The sequence below is a fragment of the Kitasatospora sp. NPDC057542 genome (assembly GCF_042801945.1).
Lineage (GTDB): Bacteria > Actinomycetota > Actinomycetes > Streptomycetales > Streptomycetaceae > Kitasatospora.
The window spans coordinates 1-18,751 of the sequence record NZ_JBHVFE010000043.1 but is presented as its reverse complement, the minus strand read 5'-3'; the positions used below and the strand labels follow the sequence as shown (position 1 = coordinate 18,751).

The window sequence follows — 18,751 nt, the reverse complement described above, 5'->3', positions numbered from 1 at the left end:
CCTCAGACACCGGCGGGCTCCATCGCCGGGTCCCCGGGCGTCGGTTGTTCGGGCGTGAGTTCACCGAGCGCCGGGTCCCCGGGCATCGGTCCTCCGGGCGTCGGCCTCCCGAGTGCCGGGTCGCCGAGCAGCTTGACCAGGTCGTTGACGGCCGCGCGTCCGGCCCGGTTGGCGCCGACGGTGCTGGCGGACGGGCCGTAGCCGACCAGGTGGACCCGGGGGTCGGCGGTGGCGCGGGTGCCGGTGAGCGCGATGCCGCCGCCGGGGGAACGCAGCCCGAGCGGGGCGAGGTGCCCGACCTCGGGCCGGAAGCCGGTCGCCCAGACGATCGCGTCCACCGCCAGCTCCTCGTCGCCCCACGCGACCCCGTGCTCGGTCAGGCGGTCGAACATCGGCCGGCGGTGCAGCGCGCCCAGCTCCTCGGCGCGCCGGTAGGCGACGGACGGGCCGAGCCCGGTCACGCTCACCACGCTGCGCACGGGAAGGCCCTGCCGGACCCGCTCCTCGACCTTCGCCACCACCGCGCGCCCGTACTCGGGCGTGAACGGTCCGTCGTGGTAGACGGGTTCGGAGCGGGTGACCCACACCGTCTCGCCGACCGCCGCCACCTCCGACAGCACCTGGATCGCCGAGGCACCGCCGCCCACCACCAGCACGCGCTTGCCCGCGAACTCCTCGGGACCGCGGTACTCGGCATAGTGCAGCCGGCGGCCCGCGAAGTGGCCCGGGTAGTGCGGGAGGAAGGGACGCGTCCAGGTGCCGGTGGCGTTGATCAGCGCGCGGGTGGACCAGGTGCCGCGGTCGGTCTCGACCAGCAGCCGGGAGTCGGGGCTCCCGGACTCGGCGCGGACGGTGCGCACCGTGACCGGGCGTACGACCGGGAGCGCGTGCCGGGCCTCGTACGCCGCGAAGTACTCCGGCACCACCTCGCGCGCGGGGGCCTCGGGGGCCGGCGGCGGGAGTTCGGCGTCGGGGAGGTCGTGGACGCCGTGCACGGTGGCCATCCGCAGGGACGGCGAGCGGTGCGTCCAGGCGCCGCCGGGTACGGCGTTGGCGTCGAGGACGACGAAGCCGCCGACGACGCCCACCCGGTAGGGGGCGAAGCCGCGGCGGCGCAGGTGGTAGGCGGCGGACAGGCCCGCCTGCCCGGCGCCCACCACCAGGACGTCCACGCGTTGCGGAACGCTGTTCGTTGCCCCGTAAACAGTCACGCCCGTGAAACATCGGAACCCCGGCGGCTGTTCCCGCAGGGGTTCGTCGGCGGAACGTGACCGGGGGCGCGTGACCGCAGGGGCGTCAGGCGGCCGGGGAGATCACCGCGGCGGTGCCGTAGGCGCAGACCTCGGTGCCGACGTCAGCCGCCTCCGTGACGTCGAAGCGCATCATCAGGACGGCGTTGCCGCCGCGCGCCTTGGTCTGCTCGATCAGGCGCTGCATCGCCTCGTTGCGGCTCTCGACCAGGGTCTTCGTCAGACCGCGCAGCTCGCCACCGATCAGCGACTTCAGACCGGCGCCGATCTGGCTGCCTAGGTGGCGGCTGCGGACGGTCAGCCCGAAGACCTCGCCGATCACGTGGTCGACGCGGAAGCCGGGGATGTCGTTGGTGGTCACGACCAGGACGTCGGCGTTCGGGCCCTGCCCGCCGCCGTACTCGTTGATGTCTGCCATGGGACGCATCCTGCCAAAGTTCCTGCGTCCGAGTGAGCCAGGCGGGGCCGGGTGGTGGCCGAGAAGGCATCCGGAAGCTGGTCCGGACCGGTGATCGGGGGACCGAAAGGCCGTACCGTTAGCCCCATGGGCGAGCGAAGCGATCATCCACAGGGGCCGGGCGCGGCGGAGGACTCCGGTGCGCAGGAGATCGAGGCGACGGTGGTGCTGGGCCTGCGGATCACCGACTGGCCGGCCCTGCGCGCGGCCGCGATCAGGGCCGTCGAGGAACTGGACTTCGAGGGCATCGACCCGGCCGGCCAGCGCCGCGAACTGCTGCGCGAGGTCGCCGAGGACGCCAACGCGGCGCTCGGCGCGCTGCTGCATCCGGACCGGCTGGTGGCCGCCATCCCCGGGGTCGAGGCGATCGGCGGCACGCTGGAGATCAGCGTCACCGAGGACTTCACACCCGACTTCGCCGACCTGTTCCCGCTGGAGGGCGACGAGGAGGAGGGCGGCGCGGGCGCGGACTGGACGCTCACCCCACGCACCGCCTGCCTGCTCCACGCCCAGCTGATCGGCCTGGCCGACGCCGCGTACGACGACTTCGACGAGCACGGGGACGAGCCGGTTGCCGACGGCGAGGACACGGACTGGACGGTCTTCGCCCGGCTTCCCCAGCGCACCTGGCGGATGCACCGGGGCTGGCGCCGCGCGATGGCCCGCGCCTTCGACGACCTCGCCGACGACCTCGCGCTCGGCGAGTGGCCGCTGCCGCGCTGCCTGGCCGAGGAGCTCGCGCTGCGGATGGCCCTGGTGGACGCCCGGGCCCTGCTCGTCGCGCAGCCCGAGTCGGTGGCGGACATGATGGGAGACCTTCCGGCCGACCTGTACGACTACGACTGGGACGGCTGCCACGACGAGCTGTTCGGCGTCTACGGGCCGGACGACGGCGACCCGGAGCTGGGGGCGGAGCAGCGCACGGAGACGCTGCTGGCGGCCACCCACCCGGAGGGCTGGTTCCTGATGTACGAGGACGCGGAGGAGCGGGACCCGCAGCGCGGCTACCGGCGCTGACGGGAGGTTGCGCCGCCGGGCCGGGCCGTGCGGGGCGCCGGGCCCCGTGGCCACCGCCCGGGTCGGGCGGTCCGGCGAATCGGCGGTTAGGCTGCGGGCATGTCCGATGTGCCCGGCATGCGTGATCCGTCCCCCGAGGGCTCCGACGGTGCTTCCGGAAGTCCCGATGGTCCTGACGGTGTGGATGGGGCGGATGGGGCCAACAGGGCGCCGGGCGGTGCGGAGGAGGCGGCGCTGGCCCTGATCGCGCTCGGGCTGGACGGGGCCCAGGCGGCGCAGCACGGCCGGACGGCCGAGGCCCGGGCCGGCTTCGAGGCGCTCTGGGAGGCGCTGGGGGATCAGAACGTCTTTCACCGCTGCGTCGTCGCCCACTACCTGGCCGACCTGCAGGACGACCCGCGCGCCGAGCTCGAATGGGACCGGCGGGCCCTGGCCGCCGCCGACTCGCTCGGCACCGGGCGTGCCCGGACGTACGAGTCGGCCCTCCAGGTGCGGGCCTTCTACCCCTCGCTGCACCTCAACCTGGCTTCGGACCACCTCAAGCTCGGCGAGCCGGACCTCGCCCGCGACCAGCTCGAACGGGCCGTGCGCAGTCTGGACGCGCTGCCCGAGGGCGTGTACAGCGCGAGCATCCGGACGGCGGTGGACGAGCTGCGGCAGCGGCTGAGGTGAACGGGGGCGGCCGAGTCGGGCGGGGCGGGGCTGGCATCCTGGACTGGTGACTTCTCCTTCCGATGCTCCGACTTCCGCTTCTGTGACCCCTTCTTCGACCCTGCACTCCGTGTCTCCCGCTCCCGTGGCAGATCCCGGCGACGCCCCGGAGCGCGAGGACCGCGACGAGCGGCCGCAGTACGTGCTGCCGCTGGTCGTCCGGATGGAGCGGGCCACTCCGCCGGGCCGGACGGACGCGCTGGAGACCTCGGCGCGGGCGGTACTCACGCTGCTGGCCGACCCGCGGGTGACCGAGGCGGACGGCGAGTGGGCGGAGCGGGTCGCGGCCTGGGAGGACGCCCGGATCCGCAAGGTGGTCCGGCGGGCCCGGGGCGGGGAGTGGCGTCGCGCGGGCGAGCTGCCGGGTGTCACGGTGCACGGGCGGGAGGCCGAGGTGCGGGTGTTCCCGCCGATCCCGCTGGACGGCTGGCCGAAGGACCTGGCCAAGCTCCAGGTGTCCGGGACGGACCTGGAGGAGACGGCCGAGGCCGGCGCGCCCGAGCCGGGGCTGCCGGTGCTGTGGCTCAATCCGGAGCTGGAGATGAGCGCGGGAAAGACGATGGCGCAGACCGGCCACGCCGCCCAGCTCGCCTGGTGGCGGCTGGACGACGCACAGCGCAAGGAGTGGGCCGAGGCCGGCTTCGCGCTGGCGGTCCGGACGGCCTCGCCGGAGGTGTGGGAGGAGCTCGTCCGCAGCGGGCTGCCGGTGGTCCAGGACGCGGGCTTCACCGAGATCGCGCCGGGCAGCTGCACGGTGATCGCGGAGCACCCGGCGCTGCGGTGACGGGTGTGGCGGACGGCAGCTGACAGTCGCCGGGGAACGCTGTTCCTTGCCGGCCGTCAGCTGTGTTCGTACCGCCGCATCGCCCGCAACCCGCCGTAGACCGCCGACGCCGTCCAGAGCGCCATGATCAGCAGCCCGGTCCAGTGGCCGTAGTGGATGCCCGGCTCGGTCTGGGTGCGCATCGCGTACAGCCCGGCCCGGTCGGGCAGGAACTGGCCGAGCTCGCGGACACCGGGGATGGCGGCCAGCCAGGTGGTGCCCAGGAACACCATCGGGGTCAGCAGGCCGAGCGCGGCGCTGAAGTTGCCCAGCATCGCGGTCAGTCCGAGGCAGAGCAGCACCATCATCGGGTGGTACAGCACGCCGGCCAGGAAGCTGCGGGCCAGGCCCGGGGTGGAGAGGTCCAGTCCGGCGGTGGTGCCGACGGCCAGGAACGAACCCGCCGTCGAGGCCGGCCCGAGCAGCAGGCCCAGCCCGGCGCCGAGTGCGAGCTTGGCGCCGTACAGCCGGCCGCGCCGGGGGACGGCGGTGAGCGAAGCGCCGATCATGCGGGTGTTGAACTCCTGCCCCATCAGCAGGATGCCGAGGCAGGCCACCGCGACGTGACCGAAGAGCAGTCCGTAGAAGATCCCGCCGGCCGGGTCCTCGCCGGGCGTGTGGTCCTTCGCCCCGTAGGCGGCACTGACGGCCGCAGTGATGCCGACAGTCAGTGCCAGGGCGACCAGTGGGGCCGCCCACTGTGAGGGCAGAGTGGTGAACTTGACCCGTTCGGCGCGCAGGGCGTCGGTCATCGTGCTCATGCTTCCTCCCATCTCCTTTTCGCCCGATGTCACTTGGTACGCCGCAGGGCGCGCAGGCCGCCGTATGCAGCCAGCGCCGTCCAGAGCGCCGTGATCAGCAGTCCGGTCCAGTGGCCGTAGACGACCTGCGGGTCGTCGGCGTACCGCAGGGCGTACTGGCCGGCCCGGTCGGGCAGGAACTGGACCACTCGGCGGACCCCGGGCACGCCGCCGAGCAGCGGCGAGAGCAGGAAGACGGTCGGTACCAGCACCCCCATGGCGGCGGTGAGGTTGCCGAGCAGCGCGGTCACCCCGAGACAGAACACCACCAGCAGCGCCTGGTAGAGCACGCCGGCGGCGGCGCTGCGGGCGAGGGCCGGCCCGTCCCAGGCGCCCGGGACGGTGGCCGCGTACCCGGCGAAGGAGCCCGCCGTGCCGAGTGCACCGACGGCGAGGCCGACCAGTGCGCCGAGCGCGAGCTTGGCGCCGTACAGTCGGCCGCGCCGGGGGACGGCGGTGAGCGAGATGCCGATCATGCGGGTGTTGAACTCCTGCCCGATCAACAGGATGCCGAAGCAGGTCAGGGCCGCCTGGCCGAAGTTGAGCCCGTAGAAGATTCCGAGGCTCGGGTCGTCGGTGAGGTTGTGGTCCTTGCCGCGGAGGGCCGCGCCGACGGCTGTGGTGACCCCGGCGGTGAACACCAGGGCGAGCAGCGGGGTGACCCAGAGCGAGCGGAGGGTGGTGAGCTTGATCCGCTCGGCGCGGAAGGCATTGACGGCGGGCGTCACGGCGGGAGTCGCGACTGGGGTCACGGCGGGCGTCACGGCCGGGGCCGTCGGCGCGTTCATGCGGCGGCCTCCGCGCGGTACTCGACGCTGTCGGCGGTCATCCGCATGAACGCTTCCTCCAGGGAGTCCTGTTGCACAGCGATCTCGTACAGCACCACGCCGCCGGCGGCGGCGAGCGCGGCGATCCGCTCGGGTTCGGCGCCGCTCACCTCCCAGGCGCCGCCGTCGACTTCGGTGGCGTCGAGGCCATGGCCGGGGTCACCGAGCAGGGCGGCGAGCTTGGTCGGGTCGACGGCGCGGACCCTGATCCGGGTCCGGCCGTGGCGGTCGATGAACTCGGAGGTGGCGGCGTCGGCGAGCAGCCGGCCGCGCCCGATCACCACCAAGTGGTGGGCGGTGAGCGCCATTTCGGTCATCAGGTGGGAGGAGACCAGCACCGCCCGGCCCTCGGCGGCCAGGTCGCGCAGCAGGGTGCGGATCCAGCGGATGCCCTCCGGGTCCAGACCGTTCACGGGCTCGTCCAGCAGCAGCACCGGCGGGTCGCCGAGCAGCGAGGCGGCCACCCCGAGACGCTGGCGCATGCCGAGCGAGAAGCCCCGGATCCGCCGACCGGCCGCGTCCGCCAAGCCGACCTGGCCGAGCACCTCGTCGACCCGCCGCGCCGGCAGCCCGTTGCTCGCGGCGAGCCAGCGCAGGTGGCCGTGCGCGGTCCGGCCGCCGTGCAGCGCCTGGGCGTCCAGCAGCGCTCCGACCGTCCGTAGCGGGTCGGGGAGTTCGACGTAGGGCCGGCCGCCGACCAGGGCGTGTCCGGCGGTCGGCCGGTCGAGGCCGAGGACCAGGCGCATGGTGGTGCTCTTGCCGGCGCCGTTCGGGCCGAGGAAGCCGGTCACCACGCCGGGTCGGACCTCGAAGGTCAGGTCGTCGACGACGCGCCGGCCGTCGTACTCCTTGGTCAGGCCCTGGATCTCGATCACGGCTCGCTCCCCTCGTCTCGTCGTCGGTGGTCTCCGCCGCTGTTCGCCGTGGTCGGCCCCGGGCGGTGGCTCCATTCGACCGGAGCGGGCCGGTGCGGCGGATCCCGCCGGGGCGGGGAGCCGCCTCCCTCCCGGGAGGGAGAGCACGGGCGACCGGCGCGGGAGCCGGAAGCCGGGGGCGACCTGGCAGGATGGCCCGATGTCCAAGGTCGCAGCGCTCAGGATCGTGGTGTCCGGAACCGTCGTGCCGGGGAGTGCGGTGTCCAGGCTCACCACGCCGCTGCTGTCCGGCGTCACGTACGCGCGGCTGCTGCACCTGCTGGTCGGGTGGATCTTCGCCGGCGTCGTGCTGATGATCTATCCGGGGACGTACCACAAGAGCCTCGGCGAGATCCTGATGGCGAGCATCCCGCTGGACTGCGTGCTGCTCGCGGTGGTCGCCCTCGTCCCGGCGGTGCGGCGTGCCGAAGGGGTGCAGGCGCGGCTGCTGCTGGTGCCCGAACGGGAGGAGGACATCGCCACCGAGCCCTCCCGAACCTGGGCCGACCGGCGGCGTACGGCGGGCTGGTTGATCGGCCGGGTCGGGCTCGGCGAGGTGGTCGGGTCGGTGCTGTCCTCCGGCGCCGCCGCGTGCTACGACCGGCTGACAGGTTCGGACGCGCTCTGGTACCTCCCGCTCTCCCCGGTGCTGGTGCTCGGTTTCGGCTGGTTCCTGGTGTTCGCCGGGCGAATCCAACTCGCCATGGCCGTACGGCTGCTGGGTCCCTCACCGGCGGAGCGGCTGGCCGAGGCCGAGCTGCGGGCCGAACGACTGTTGGAGCGCAACCGGTTGGCCCGGGAGCTGCACGACTCGATCGGACACGCGCTGACGGTGACGGTCCTCCAGGCCGGAGCGGCGCGCGAGGTCGGGGACCCGGCCTTCGTCGCCAAGGCGCTCGAAGTCATCGAGGAGACCGGCCGGCAGGCCATGGAGGATCTCGAACGGACCCTCGTGCTGCTGCGCGAGACCCCGGCCGGGGCGAACGGCGTGGCCACCGAACAGCCCGGGATCGACCAGCTACCCGCACTGTTCGACACCGTCCGGGCGGCCGGCAGCCCGGTGGAGGCGCGGGTCGAGGTGCGGCCGGAGGTCCTGCCCGGAGTGCTCTCCCGCGAGTCGTACCGGATCGTCCAGGAGGGCGTCACCAACGCGCTCAAGTACGCACCCGGCGAACCGGTCGACATCCGGATCGCCGTACGAGAGGGCCAGTTGGAGCTGCGCTGCGCCAACCGGCTGCCCGGCGCCGGACGTTCACCGGCGGGCCCGGCGCGGCCCCCGGCGAGCGGGGCGGGCAGGGGAGCAACGCGCAAGGGCGGCAAGGGGCTGCGCGGCATTCGTGAGCGTGCCACGCTGCTCGGCGGGGAGGCGACGGCAGGGGCGACGGCGGCCTCGGCGACGTCGGCGGCAGGACCGACAGGGGAGGGGAACGCAGAGTGGGTGCTGACCGTCCGGCTGCCCCTACGCTTGGGCTCGTGACGAACGATCTTGATGCGGCCGGTTCCGATGCAGCAGGCCGTGGCAGGGGAACCGCCGGGATGACGGACATCCTGCTCGCCGACGACGAGGAGCTGGTCCGGGCCGGCCTGCGGGCCGTCCTGGAGGTGCAGGGGGACCTGCGGGTGATCGGCGAGGCGGCCGACGGCGCGGAGGCGGTCGCCCTGGCCCGCGCACTGCGCCCGCAGGTGGTGCTGATGGACGTCCGGATGCCGGTGCTGGACGGCCTGGCGGCCACCCGCGAGCTGCTGCGCCCCGGAGCACCGGGGGAACGCCCCCCGCGGATCCTGGTCGTGACCACCTTCGAGAACGACGACTACGTCTACCAGGCGCTGCGCGCGGGCGCCGACGGCTTCCTGCTCAAGCGCGCCCGCCCGGCCGAGATCGCCCACGCGGTGCGGCTGGTGGCGGCGGGCGAGTCGCTGCTGTTCCCGGCTGCGATCCGCCGCCTGGCGGCCGGGCACGGCAACCCGAGCGCCCGTGCGGCCATGGAGCGGGCGGCGCTGACCGAGCGCGAGGCGGAGGTGCTGCGACTGGTCGCGCGCGGCCTCAGCAACGGGGAGATCGCCGAGAAGCTGTTCCTCGGCGTGCAGACGGTGAAGACGCACGTCAGCAGCGTGCTGGCGAAGCTGGGTGCGCGGGACCGCACCCAGGCGGTGATCGCTGCGTACGAGTCGGGGTTCGTCGAGCCGTCGGAGTGACCCGCCGAGGTGATGCCTCCGGTGGCTGTCAGGCCGGGTAGGCGTGGGTCTGGGCGGCCTTGACCGAGGCCCAGACCGCGACGCCTGGCGCCAGTTCCAGCTCGGCGACGGCGGCCGGGGTGAGGTCGGCGGCCATCGGCAGCTCGCCGGCGAGCTCGGCGCGGACCTGGTCGCCGTGCAGGTCCAGCCCGGTGACCTCGACCTTCCACAGGTTGCGCGCGCTGGTCTGCGGGCGCTCCCGGTACAGCGTCACGGCGGAGGGCGGGAAGGCGACGAAGGCCGGCCCGTCCAGCTCCTCGGTGGTGGCCAGGACCGTTCCGTCCGGGAGCGTGACCCGGGAGCCCTCGGCCCGGCCCTGGTACAGGTTCAGCCCGACCAGCCGGGCGATGTAGTCGGTGCGCGGGCGCCGGGCGACCTCCGCGGGGCTGCCGGACTGCACCTCCTGCCCGTCCTCGATCACCACCAGCCGGTCGGCCAGCACCATGGCGTCCAGCGGGTCGTGCGTCACCAGCACCGCCACCGCCTCGAACTCGGCCAGGTGCCGCCGTAGTTGGGCTCGTACGTCGAGCCGGGTGCGCGCGTCCAGGGCGGCCAGCGGTTCGTCCAGCAGGAGCAGCCGGGGGCGTACGGCGAGGGCGCGGGCGAGCGCCACCCGCTGGGCCTGGCCGCCGGAGAGCCGGCCGGGGCGGACCGAGGCGTGGTCGGCCAGGCCCATCCGCTCCAGCCAGCCGGCCGCCTCGGCCCGTGCCTCGCGCCTGGGGCGGCCCTGGCAGCGCGGGCCGAAGGCGACGTTGTCGAGTGCGCTGAGGTGCGGGAACAGCAGGTAGTCCTGGAACACCACGCCGACCGGGCGCTCCTCGGCCGGGGTGTGCACGCGCTGTGCCGGGTCCTCCAGGAGGCGGCCGTCCAGGCGCAGGTGGCCGCCGGTGAGCGGGAGCAGTCCGGCGAGGGCGCGCAGGGCGGTGGACTTGCCGGCGCCGTTGGGGCCGAGCAGCGCCACCACCTCGCCGGGGGCGGCGGTGAGGGCGAGGTCGAGGGCGAACGCGGCGCGCTCGACCCGCAGACGGGCGTCCAGGGCGGGGCCGGAGAGGTTTTCGGTGCTCATCGGGGCAGCGTCCAGGTTTCCGGGGGAGTGTCCGACAGAGTGGCCGGGGGCGCGTCCGCAACCGCGCCCGAGGCGATGCCCGAGAAGGCTTCCGAGGCGGCGCGTACGGGCGAGGTGGCGCCCGAGGTGGCGTCCGAGGGGCCGCGTGCGGGCGGGGTCATGGCGTCGACAGCCAGCGGTCGCGCAGGCCGACCAGGACGGCCACGGAGACCACCAGGAGCACCAGCGACAGCGCGATCGCCGCCTGCGGGTCGGACTCCATGGCCAGGTAGACGGCCAGCGGCATGGTCTGGGTGCGGCCCGGGAAGTTGCCCGCGAAGGTGATCGTCGCGCCGAACTCGCCGAGCGCCCGGGCCCAGGCCAGCACGGCCCCGGCGGCGATCCCCGGAGCGATCAGGGGCAGGGTGACCCGCCGGAACGCGGTCAGCCGGGAGGCGCCCAGGGTCGCGGCGGCCTCCTCGTAGCGGGGGTCGGCGGCCCGCAGCGCACCCTCGACGCTGATCACCAGGAACGGCATCGCCACGAACGCCTCGGCGATCACGACCCCGGTGGTGGTGAACGGCAGCGTGATGCCGAAGGCCGAGTCCAGCCAGGAGCCGACGATGCCGCGCCGCCCGAGTGCCAGCAGCAGCGCCACGCCGCCGACCACCGGCGGCAGCACCAGCGGCAGGGTGACCAGAGCCCGGATCACCCGGCGGCCCGGCAGCTCGGTGCGGGCGAGCAGCCAGGCCAGCGGGACACCGAGGACCAGCGACACCGCGGTGGCCGCGGTCGCGCTGATCAGTGACAGGCGCAGCGCGTCCCACACGGCGGTGCTGGTGAGCTGGGCGGACAGGCCGCTCCACGGCGCCCGGATCAGCAGCCCGACCAGCGGCAGGATCAGGAACGCCAGTCCGAGAAGCGCCGGGAGCAGCAGGGTGACCGGGACGCGGTGCGTGCCCGGGCGGTGGCGCGGGCGGCGGCGCGGCAGGGGCTGCGCCGGTCCTGCCGGGCCGCTGCCGGCGGTCCGCGACTGGTGGTCCCGGTCCGGGCGGTTCTTCCCGAGGCCGGTGGTGCGGTCGCTCACGGTGCCTGGAAGCCCGCCGCGGTCAGCACCTGCTTGGCCTCGGGCGACTGGACGTACGCGACGAAGGCGGCGCCGCCGTCCTTGTTCGGCGCCTTGGCGAGCGCGGCGATCGGATAGTCGTTCACGGCCTTGTCGGCCTCGGGAAAGTCCACACCGTCGATCTTCGCGGCATCGGCCTGCACATCGGTCCGGTACACCAGGGAGGCGTCGACCTCGCCGAGTTCGACCTTGGTGAGCGCGCCCTTGACGTCCTGCTCCAGGGTGACGGGGGTGAGGTCGACGCCGGCGGCCTTGAGTGCGGTCTGGGCGGCGGCGCCGCACGGCACCTCCTTGGCACACAGGGCGACCTTCACACCGGAGGCGGTGAGGTCCTTGAGGCCCGCGACGTGCTTGGGGTTGCCCTTGGGGACGGCGATGGTGAGCGTGTTCTTGACGAAGGTCGCCGGCTGTCCGGCGGCGCCGCCCGCGTCCGTCACGGTCTTCATGGTGGCCGGGCTGGCGGCGGCGAACACGTCGGCCGGGGCGCCGGAGTTGATGCTGGTGGCGAGGCTGGAGCTGCCGCCGAAGTTGAAGGTGACCTTGGTGCCCGGATTGGCGGCCTCGAACTTCTTGCCGAGCTCGGTGAAGGTCTCCTTGAGCGAGGCGGCGGCGAAGACGGTGATGGTGCCGGAGGCCTTCGGGACGCCGCTGCCGGCGGCGGAGGCGTTCGAGGAGCCCGGGGAACCGGAGGACTTGCCGCCGTCGCTGCCGCAGGCGGTGACCCCGAGGCCGAGGGCGAGGGCCGCAGCGGCGGCGACGGCGAGTCTGCGGGTGGCGGGCGTACGGGTGCTCATCGGTGCTTCCCCTCCGGGGTGCGCGCCGGAAGGGGCGCGAGGGACTGGTCGCAGGTGCGGCCATTACGGCGATCATAGTGCCGCAAATGCGAGCGATAAATCCCCTGTCGGTTTGCACCGGAGCGGGCGGGTGCGGGCCTCCGGTCTGCTGTGGGATGGCTCGAACGTGCCTGACGGGGGCGGCCTGTGCGGGCGGCGGGCGGCGGGCGGCGGGCGGCGGGCGGTGGGCGGCGGCTGGTGGGGGTGGTGCGGCTGGTGGGCGTGGTGCAGGTGCCGGGGGCGGTAGGGGCGTGCGGAAATTGCGTCGCGCCGCGGGCGGCCGGGCGGCCAGAGTGGTCACCGTCCGTACACGCGGCCGGGTCGGTCGGATGCACCGCCGCGGCCGAACCAAGGGGAGGAGTCCGTCCATGTCCACGCTGCGCGTCACCGCCGAGAAGCTGATCATCCTGGAGCACCCGAACGCCGATGCCCTGGAGCTCGCCCAGGTCGGCCTCTACCGGGCGGTGGTCGCGAAGGGCATGTACCGGACCGGAGACCACGCCGTCTACATCCCGGAACAGTCCGTCCTGCCCGAGGAGTTGATCGAGGAGCTGGGGCTGACCGGCAAGCTGGCCGGCGCCCGGGCGAACCGGGTGAAGGCCGTACGGCTGCGCGGCGAGCTGTCCCAGGGCATCGTCTGCCGGCCCGTCGCGCTCGCCGGCACCGACCTGGCCGCCGCGGCCGAGCGCGGCGAGGACTTCGGCGAACTGCTCGGGGTCGCCAAGTGGCAGCCGCCGGTGCCGACGTCGATGAGCGGTGACGTGGTCAGCGCGCCGGACCTGCTGCCCTGGGTGGACATCGAGAACCTCAAGCGCTACCCCGACGCCTTCGAGCCGGGCGAGCCGGTGGTGCTGACCGAGAAGCTGCACGGCAGCTGCTGCCTGGTCACGTACTTCGCCGCCACCGGCGAGGTGCAGGTGTCGTCCAAGGGCATCGGCGCGCGGGGGCTGGCGCTGGTCGAGGACGCGCGCAACCTGTACTGGCGGGCGGTGCGCGCGTACGACATCCCGGCGGTGGCGGCCCGGCTGGCGGAGCGCCTCGGGGCCGAGCGGGTCGGCATCTTCGGTGAGGTGTTCGGCGAAGGCGTGCAGGACCTGGGCTACGGCGCCTCGGCGCGTACCGAGCGGCCCGGCTACGCGGCCTTCGACGTGTCGGCCCTGGTGGACGGACAGCTGAACTGGCTGTCGGCGGCCGAACTGTTGGACGGGGAACTGCCACTGGTGCCCGAGCTGTGGCGCGGGCCGTTCGACCCGGAGACCGTGCTGGGGTTCGCCCGGGGCAAGGAGACCGTCTCAGGACGTGAACTGCACCTGCGGGAGGGTGTCGTGGTGCGGCCGGTCACCGAGCGCTGGAGCCCGGTGCTCGGCGGCCGGGCGATCGCCAAGGTGGTTGGTGACGCTTACCTGACCCGTAAGGGGGGCACCGAATACGAGTGAGACGGGTCCGGATCCGGCCGGGCAGGCCGGCCCGGCCGGCGGGTCCGGGCGCGGCTCCTTTCGGGTGCCGGCCGCCCGTCGGTAGGGCCGGCGGGCGCATCCCTGGACAGAAGGAGTGCCGATGGCCACCGAAGTCGTCCCCGTCCCCGTTCCCGCTCCCGTCCGCGGCCCCGTGCCCGCCCCCACCTCCGCGATACCCGTCCCGGCCGGGAACCGCCTGGTCGGATCGCTGTTCGACCTCACCCGCCGCCCGCTGCGCAGCTACCTCGCGGCCCGCCGCGACCACGGCGACGTGGTGCGCTTCCAGGCCGGGCCGCCCGGGCTGCGGGCCGACTTCTACGGGGTGTTCTCGCCGGATGGCGTCCGCCAGGTGCTGGCCGGCGAGGCGGCCAACTTCCGCAAGGAGAACTCCTTCTACGACGAGCTGCGGACCAGCGTCGGCAACGGGCTGCTGACCAGCCAGGACGCCGACTACCAGCGCCAACGCCGAATGATGCAGCCGCTGTTCACCCGGCGCCGGGTGGACGGCTACGCCGGCGCGCTCGCGCAGGAGGCGCAGTCGCTCACCGAGCGCTGGCGGGCGGTGCCCGGCGGGGTGGTGGACGCGGCCGAGGAGATGTCCCGGTTCGCGTTGCGGGCGGTCGCGCGCATCCTGTTCGGCGCCGACGTGGAGGAGGCGGTGGCGGTGGTGCACCACAGCTTCCCGGTGCTCGGCGAGTACGTGGCGGAGCGCGGCTACGCTCCGGTCCGCCTCCCGCGCACCTGGCCGACCCCGGCCAACCGGCGCGGTGCCGCGGCCCAGCGGGCGCTGTACGGGGTCTGCGACCGGATCATCGCCGAACGGGCCGCGCGCGGCGGCGACGAGGACGTGGACGACCTGCTCACCCTGCTCGGGCGGGCCCGCGACGACAACGGCGATCGGCTGGACCCGGGCGAACTCCGCGACCAGGTCCTGGTGTTCCTGCTCGCCGGGCACGAGACCACGGCCACCGCGCTGGCCTTCGCGCTGCACCTGCTGGCGATCCACCCCGAGCACCGGCGGCTCGCCCGGGAGGAGGCACGGACCGTCCTGGCCGGGCGGGCGCCGACGGCGGCGGACCTGGACGCGCTGCCGTACATCACCCGGGTGTTGAAGGAGGCCATGCGGCTCTACCCGTCGGCGGCCCTGGGCGGGCGGCGGGCGGTCGCGGAGACCGTCATCGACGGGTACGTGATCCCGGCCGGGGCGCAGGTCGTCGTCGCGCCGCTGGTCACCCACCGGCACCCGGACCACTGGGTGGACCCGGAGCGGTTCGACCCGGACCGCTTCCTGCCGGAGGCCGAGCAGGCCCGGCACCGCTACGCCTGGTTCCCGTTCGGCGGCGGGCCGCGGGCCTGCATCGGGCAGCACTTCTCGATGCTGGAGGCGGTGCTGACGCTGGGGGTGCTGCTGCGGGACTTCGAGGTGGAGGCGGTGGACCGGCGGGTGGCGCTCGCGCAGGCGATCACGCTGCGGGCGGCGAGCCCGATGCGGATTCGGGTGACGGCGGCCGGCTGACAGGCGGCAGGCAGCAGAAAGCCGGTAGGCAGCCGGGAGGCGACAGAGTGCGACGGACGGAGTTCAGCGGACAGGTGACAGATTTCAAACTCTGTTATCTGTCCGCTGCCGGTCGTGTGCCGTCACCTGTGAGTTGTCCGCCGCTCGCCGCCCACTGGGCATACGACAGGGCCATTCGAACACATCGCTCTCGTCCTGCGGGCAGCTTTTCGGATCTTTGTCTGGGCGATTCCGGCCCCTCGATAGCGTCCCAGGCACCCCAGACCGGAAGCGCACATGCGGTTGGCATATGCCATTCGTATGCAGTCCGCCCGGCCCGGGGAGCCCGGGCGCACCGCCCCCGGGCCCGACCGGTCGACCGGAGGTCCCATGGGCACCCTGAACCACCTCAGCCTCGGCTGGCTGACGCCTGCCCTCTCGTACCTGATGGCCTGCGCCGGCGCCGCCCTCGGGCTGCGCTGCACGCTGCGAGGCCTGGCCGCGAGCGGCCCGGCCCGGAGGAACTGGCTGATGACGGCCGCCGCCGCGATCGGTTCCGGCATCTGGACCATGCACTTCGTCGCCATGTTCGGCTTCACCGTCGACGGTACCGAGCTGCGCTACAACGTCCCGCTGACCGTCCTCAGCCTCGCGGTCGCGGTGCTGGTCACCGGCCTCGGCCTGACCGTGGTCTGCTACGGCCGGCACCGCGGTCTCTCCCTGCTGTCCGGTGGCGTCACCACCGGCCTCGGCGTTGCCGCGATGCACTACCTGGGCATGGCCGCCGTCCGGATGCACGGCGGGCTGCACTACGACGCCGCGACGGTCGCGCTGTCCGTGCTGGTCGCGGTCGGCGCGGCCACCGCCGCGCTCTGGGCCGCCGTCACCATCCGTAACGTGTACGCGGCCGCGGCCGCCGCGATGGCCATGGGCCTCGCCGTCAGCTGCATGCACTACACCGGCATGGCCGCCATCCACGTCCAGCTGGAGCCGACCCGGACCGGTCTCGGCGGGGCCAGCCCGATGGAGTTCGTCTTTCCGCTCGCCGTCGGCCTCGGCTCGTTCCTCTTCCTCGCCTCGGCGTTCGTGGCGCTCTCACCGACCGCCCAGGAACGGGCCGGCTACCGGGAGGCGGGCGAGCCGGTCGTCGAGGACTTCCCCGGCACGCACCCGCACCCCGAGCCCGCCCGGCCCAGGCCCGCCCCGGCCGAGGCCGGGCACCACGGCGCGCAGTGGCATGACCACGCCGCCTGAGCCACACCCCCAGGCCGCCCGAACCGCACGCCCACCCCGCCGGTGCCTTCCCCGCCTCCGCCCGCCCCGTCTGCGCCTCCACCTCCCGCTTCCCCGCCCTCCCGCTCTCCCCGCCCGAAAGGCTCCTCACCCATGCGAGATGACCGCGGTGCCGCCCCCGGTGCCCGTCGGGGTGCCCATGCCGGGCCGCCCGCCCGTCCGCCGCGCCCCGGCCCGTGGCTGCGTGGGCTGCGTCCACGGACCGTCCGCGCCCGGATCATCGCCCTGCTGATGGTCCCGGTCGTCTCCGTCATCGCCCTGTGGGGGTTCGCCACCGTCACCACCGCCCAGGGTGTTTGGGACCTGCTGCGCCAGCGCGACGCCCAGCGCACGCTGCTCACCCCCGTCGCCGAGACGGTCGCCGGGCTGCAGGCCGAACGCACTGCCGTCGGTCAGCTGCTGGCCGCCCCGGCGACCGCCCCCACCGCCGCCCGGGAGAGCACCCTGCGCGAGACGGCGGCGGTCACCGACCGGGCGCTCACCCCGCTGTTCCCGGACGCCCGCCACCCCGACCGGGGCTACAACCGTGCCGACGCCCAGGGCCTGGCCGGTGACGCGGCCGCCCGGCTGGACGCCCTCGGCAGCTCGCTCGCCGCCCTGCCCGCACTGCGCGACCGGGTCCTGGCCAGGAGCGTCGGCTGGCCCGAGGCGTACGCCGTGTACGGCGAGGCGGTGGACCGGGCGCTCGCCGCCGCCGGTGCCGTCACGCCGTTCCAGGACCGCCAGGTGGCCGCCGACGCGCGGGTGCTGCTGGAGCTGGCCCGGTCCCGCGAGCTGCTCGCCCGCGAGGACGCGCTGCTGCGCGCCGCCCAGCTGTCCGGCGGGCTCGGCGACGACCAGCTGCGGGAGTTCTCCGGCGCGGCCTTCGCCCGGCGCGAGTTCGAGCGGGGCGCCGCCGCCGACCTGGGTCCCGTCGACCGGGAGGCGCTGCTCGCCGTCACCGGCGGCCAGGACCACCGCGAGCTGGCCGGGTACGAGGACAAGGTGCGGACGGCCGCCGACGGCCGGACGGCGGTCGCGGTGGTGCCGGCCGACCGCTGGGCGATGGTCGCAGGCAAGGTGGCCGGCGCCCTGCGGACCGTCGAGGACCAGGCCGGACGGATCGCCGCCGAGCGCCAGGACCCCTATGCCCTGGGCCTGTTCACCCCGGCGGGGACGGCCGTGCTGCTCGGTCTGGTCGGCGTGGTGGCCTCACTGGTGATCTCGGTGCAGATCGGGCGAGGGCTGGTCACCGAGCTGATCGGCCTGCGCAACTCCGCACTTGAGCTCGCCGGCCGCAAACTCCCGGCGACCATGCGGAAGTTGCGCGCGGGAGAGGAGGTGGACATCGAGGCCGAGGCGCCCGGACCGGTGGAGCGGGGCGACGAGATCGGCCAGGTGCACCGGGCGCTGGGCACCGTCCAGCGGGCGGCCGTCACGGCGGCCGTGGAACGGGCCGAGGTGCTCTCCGGGGTCTCCGGGGTGTTCGTCAACCTCGCGCGCCGCAGCCAGGTCCTGGTACACCGCCAACTCACGCTGCTGGACGCTATGGAGCGCCGCACCGACGACCCGTCCGAGCTGGCCGACCTGTTCCGGCTGGACCACCTCACCACCCGGATGCGCCGGCACGCCGAGGGCCTGATCATCCTCTCCGGGGCGGCCCCCGGCCGGGGTTGGCGCCGGCCCGTCCCGCTGGTGGACGTGGTGCGCGCGGCCGTCTCGGAGGTCGAGGAGTACGCCCGGGTCGAGGTGCATCCGCTGCCGCGGGCCGCCGTGGTCGGCCACGCCGTCGCCGACCTCACCCACCTGGTGGCCGAACTCGTCGAGAACGCCACCGGGTTCTCCCCGCCGCACACCCGGGTGCACATCCGGGGCGAACGGGTCGGCAACGGCTTCGCGCTGGAGATCGAGGACCGCGGCCTCGGCATGGGCCCGGAGGTGCTGGCCTCGGCCAATCGCCGGATCGCCGCGGCCGAGCAGGCCGACCTCTTCGACAGCGACCGGCTCGGCCTGTTCGTGGTCAGCCGGCTCGCCCGACGGCAGGACGTCAAGGTCTCGCTGGTGACCTCCGCGTACGGCGGCACCACGGCGGTGGTCCTGCTGCCGACCACGCTGCTGGCCGACGAAGCGGCGGCGGTGGATCCGGAGGACCTGCGGTACGGCTTCGAACCGGTCGCGCCCGCGCCGCCCGCAGCGATGTCGGATGGCGCGGTGGTCGGGGTGGGGCCCGCGGAGCCGGTGTTCACCGAGCGGGCGCAGCAGGGCGGCCCGGAGCCGGAGTTCGCGCCGGTGCACGGTCACGCGGAGGGCCCGACGGGTGGTCCGAGCAGCGACCCGACCGGCAGCCCGACCGGCGGTCCGACCGGCGGTCCGACCGGCGATCCGAGGTACCGGGAGCACCCGCGGGGCAGGGGGGATGACGGGCTTCCGGCGGCGGGTGGGCCGCCGCCGGAGGGCGGGGCGCTGCTGCCGTTCGGCGCCCGGGGCAG

Annotated in this window: 17 protein-coding genes; 9 read left to right on the top strand and 8 right to left on the bottom strand. The window is 74.4% G+C overall.

The window, feature by feature from the left end:
• Positions 1 to 2: 2 nt before the first annotated feature.
• Both ACFU7Y_RS08535 and ACFU7Y_RS08530 read right to left on the bottom strand, forming a co-directional pair.
• On the bottom strand, positions 3 to 1,172 hold the full coding sequence (locus ACFU7Y_RS08535) for an NAD(P)-binding domain-containing protein (protein ID WP_380766938.1): 1,170 nt from the start codon (positions 1,170 to 1,172) through the stop codon (positions 3 to 5).
• A 124-nt stretch (positions 1,173 to 1,296) separates the two neighbouring features.
• Positions 1,297 to 1,668, bottom strand: coding sequence for a YbjQ family protein (locus tag ACFU7Y_RS08530; protein WP_224275238.1), 372 nt, complete (start codon positions 1,666 to 1,668; stop codon positions 1,297 to 1,299).
• A gap of 126 nt (positions 1,669 to 1,794) precedes the next feature.
• Here ACFU7Y_RS08530 and ACFU7Y_RS08525 point away from each other — a divergent pair, with 126 nt between their 5' ends.
• The 3 genes from ACFU7Y_RS08525 (at position 1,795) to ACFU7Y_RS08515 (ending at position 4,219) form a co-directional block, all read left to right on the top strand.
• Positions 1,795 to 2,724 carry a hypothetical protein gene (locus ACFU7Y_RS08525; RefSeq protein ID WP_224275241.1) on the top strand — a complete coding sequence of 310 codons (930 nt, stop codon included), beginning with the start codon at positions 1,795 to 1,797 and terminating at the stop codon, positions 2,722 to 2,724.
• A 180-nt stretch (positions 2,725 to 2,904) separates the two neighbouring features.
• The gene (locus tag ACFU7Y_RS08520; protein WP_308020135.1) at positions 2,905 to 3,396 is read left to right on the top strand and encodes a hypothetical protein; all 492 of its coding nucleotides are present in this window, start codon (positions 2,905 to 2,907) and stop codon (positions 3,394 to 3,396) included.
• 100 nt (positions 3,397 to 3,496) lie between these two features.
• Positions 3,497 to 4,219, top strand: coding sequence for an aminoacyl-tRNA hydrolase (locus ACFU7Y_RS08515; protein WP_263454500.1), 723 nt, complete (start codon positions 3,497 to 3,499; stop codon positions 4,217 to 4,219).
• 56 nt (positions 4,220 to 4,275) lie between these two features.
• Here ACFU7Y_RS08515 and ACFU7Y_RS08510 read toward each other — a convergent pair whose 3' ends face one another.
• The 3 genes from ACFU7Y_RS08510 to ACFU7Y_RS08500 are packed head-to-tail and all read right to left on the bottom strand — an operon-like array spanning position 4,276 to position 6,760.
• A complete protein-coding gene (locus ACFU7Y_RS08510) occupies positions 4,276 to 5,019 on the bottom strand; it encodes a hypothetical protein (protein WP_224275245.1) in 744 nt (247 codons plus the stop codon).
• A 29-nt stretch (positions 5,020 to 5,048) separates the two neighbouring features.
• A complete protein-coding gene (locus ACFU7Y_RS08505) occupies positions 5,049 to 5,846 on the bottom strand; it encodes a hypothetical protein (protein WP_224275247.1) in 798 nt (265 codons plus the stop codon).
• Positions 5,843 to 6,760 carry an ABC transporter ATP-binding protein gene (locus ACFU7Y_RS08500; RefSeq protein ID WP_224275248.1) on the bottom strand — a complete coding sequence of 306 codons (918 nt, stop codon included), beginning with the start codon at positions 6,758 to 6,760 and terminating at the stop codon, positions 5,843 to 5,845. The genes ACFU7Y_RS08505 and ACFU7Y_RS08500 overlap by 4 nt, the downstream gene beginning before the upstream one ends.
• A gap of 199 nt (positions 6,761 to 6,959) precedes the next feature.
• On the opposite strand from ACFU7Y_RS08500, the gene ACFU7Y_RS08495 reads away from it, so the two are divergent.
• Both ACFU7Y_RS08495 and ACFU7Y_RS08490 read left to right on the top strand, forming a co-directional pair.
• On the top strand, positions 6,960 to 8,276 hold the full coding sequence (locus ACFU7Y_RS08495; RefSeq protein WP_224275251.1) for a sensor histidine kinase: 1,317 nt from the start codon (positions 6,960 to 6,962) through the stop codon (positions 8,274 to 8,276).
• A 59-nt stretch (positions 8,277 to 8,335) separates the two neighbouring features.
• Complete coding sequence (locus tag ACFU7Y_RS08490; RefSeq protein ID WP_224275254.1) at positions 8,336 to 8,995, top strand: response regulator transcription factor; 660 nt, start codon at positions 8,336 to 8,338, stop codon at positions 8,993 to 8,995.
• A gap of 28 nt (positions 8,996 to 9,023) precedes the next feature.
• On the opposite strand, the gene ACFU7Y_RS08485 is transcribed toward ACFU7Y_RS08490, so the two are convergent.
• The 3 genes from ACFU7Y_RS08485 to modA form a co-directional block, all read right to left on the bottom strand.
• The gene (locus tag ACFU7Y_RS08485; protein WP_380766935.1) at positions 9,024 to 10,100 is read right to left on the bottom strand and encodes an ABC transporter ATP-binding protein; all 1,077 of its coding nucleotides are present in this window, start codon (positions 10,098 to 10,100) and stop codon (positions 9,024 to 9,026) included.
• 157 nt (positions 10,101 to 10,257) lie between these two features.
• Positions 10,258 to 11,070, bottom strand: coding sequence for an ABC transporter permease (locus ACFU7Y_RS08480; protein WP_224275284.1), 813 nt, complete (start codon positions 11,068 to 11,070; stop codon positions 10,258 to 10,260).
• A gap of 92 nt (positions 11,071 to 11,162) precedes the next feature.
• Entirely contained in the window at positions 11,163 to 11,999 is an 837-nt protein-coding gene (gene modA, locus ACFU7Y_RS08475) for a molybdate ABC transporter substrate-binding protein (protein ID WP_224275258.1), read from the bottom strand.
• 407 nt (positions 12,000 to 12,406) lie between these two features.
• On the opposite strand from modA, the gene ACFU7Y_RS08470 reads away from it, so the two are divergent.
• The 4 genes from ACFU7Y_RS08470 to ACFU7Y_RS08455 all read left to right on the top strand — a co-directional run.
• Entirely contained in the window at positions 12,407 to 13,474 is a 1,068-nt protein-coding gene (locus ACFU7Y_RS08470) for an RNA ligase (ATP) (RefSeq protein WP_380766932.1), read from the top strand.
• A 121-nt stretch (positions 13,475 to 13,595) separates the two neighbouring features.
• Positions 13,596 to 15,011 (top strand): cytochrome P450, encoded by a 1,416-nt coding sequence (locus ACFU7Y_RS08465; RefSeq protein WP_224275263.1) that lies wholly within the window; start codon positions 13,596 to 13,598, stop codon positions 15,009 to 15,011.
• Between the two features lie 369 nt (positions 15,012 to 15,380).
• On the top strand, positions 15,381 to 16,244 hold the full coding sequence (locus tag ACFU7Y_RS08460; RefSeq protein WP_224275265.1) for an MHYT domain-containing protein: 864 nt from the start codon (positions 15,381 to 15,383) through the stop codon (positions 16,242 to 16,244).
• 132 nt (positions 16,245 to 16,376) lie between these two features.
• A partial coding sequence (locus ACFU7Y_RS08455; RefSeq protein WP_380766930.1) for a nitrate- and nitrite sensing domain-containing protein occupies positions 16,377 to 18,751 on the top strand: 2,375 nt, incomplete at its 3' end.

Coding starts and splice junctions, on each gene's coding strand:
- ACFU7Y_RS08505 (WP_224275247.1), bottom strand. CDS start 5,846: ATGAACGCGCCGACGGCCCCGGCCGTGACGCCCGCCGTGACCCCAGTC.
- ACFU7Y_RS08525 (WP_224275241.1), top strand. CDS start 1,795: ATGGGCGAGCGAAGCGATCATCCACAGGGGCCGGGCGCGGCGGAGGAC.
- ACFU7Y_RS08495 (WP_224275251.1), top strand. CDS start 6,960: ATGTCCAAGGTCGCAGCGCTCAGGATCGTGGTGTCCGGAACCGTCGTG.
- ACFU7Y_RS08470 (WP_380766932.1), top strand. CDS start 12,407: ATGTCCACGCTGCGCGTCACCGCCGAGAAGCTGATCATCCTGGAGCAC.
- ACFU7Y_RS08490 (WP_224275254.1), top strand. CDS start 8,336: ATGACGGACATCCTGCTCGCCGACGACGAGGAGCTGGTCCGGGCCGGC.
- modA (WP_224275258.1), bottom strand. CDS start 11,999: ATGAGCACCCGTACGCCCGCCACCCGCAGACTCGCCGTCGCCGCCGCT.
- ACFU7Y_RS08510 (WP_224275245.1), bottom strand. CDS start 5,019: ATGAGCACGATGACCGACGCCCTGCGCGCCGAACGGGTCAAGTTCACC.
- ACFU7Y_RS08465 (WP_224275263.1), top strand. CDS start 13,596: ATGGCCACCGAAGTCGTCCCCGTCCCCGTTCCCGCTCCCGTCCGCGGC.
- ACFU7Y_RS08460 (WP_224275265.1), top strand. CDS start 15,381: ATGGGCACCCTGAACCACCTCAGCCTCGGCTGGCTGACGCCTGCCCTC.
- ACFU7Y_RS08485 (WP_380766935.1), bottom strand. CDS start 10,100: ATGAGCACCGAAAACCTCTCCGGCCCCGCCCTGGACGCCCGTCTGCGG.
- ACFU7Y_RS08530 (WP_224275238.1), bottom strand. CDS start 1,668: ATGGCAGACATCAACGAGTACGGCGGCGGGCAGGGCCCGAACGCCGAC.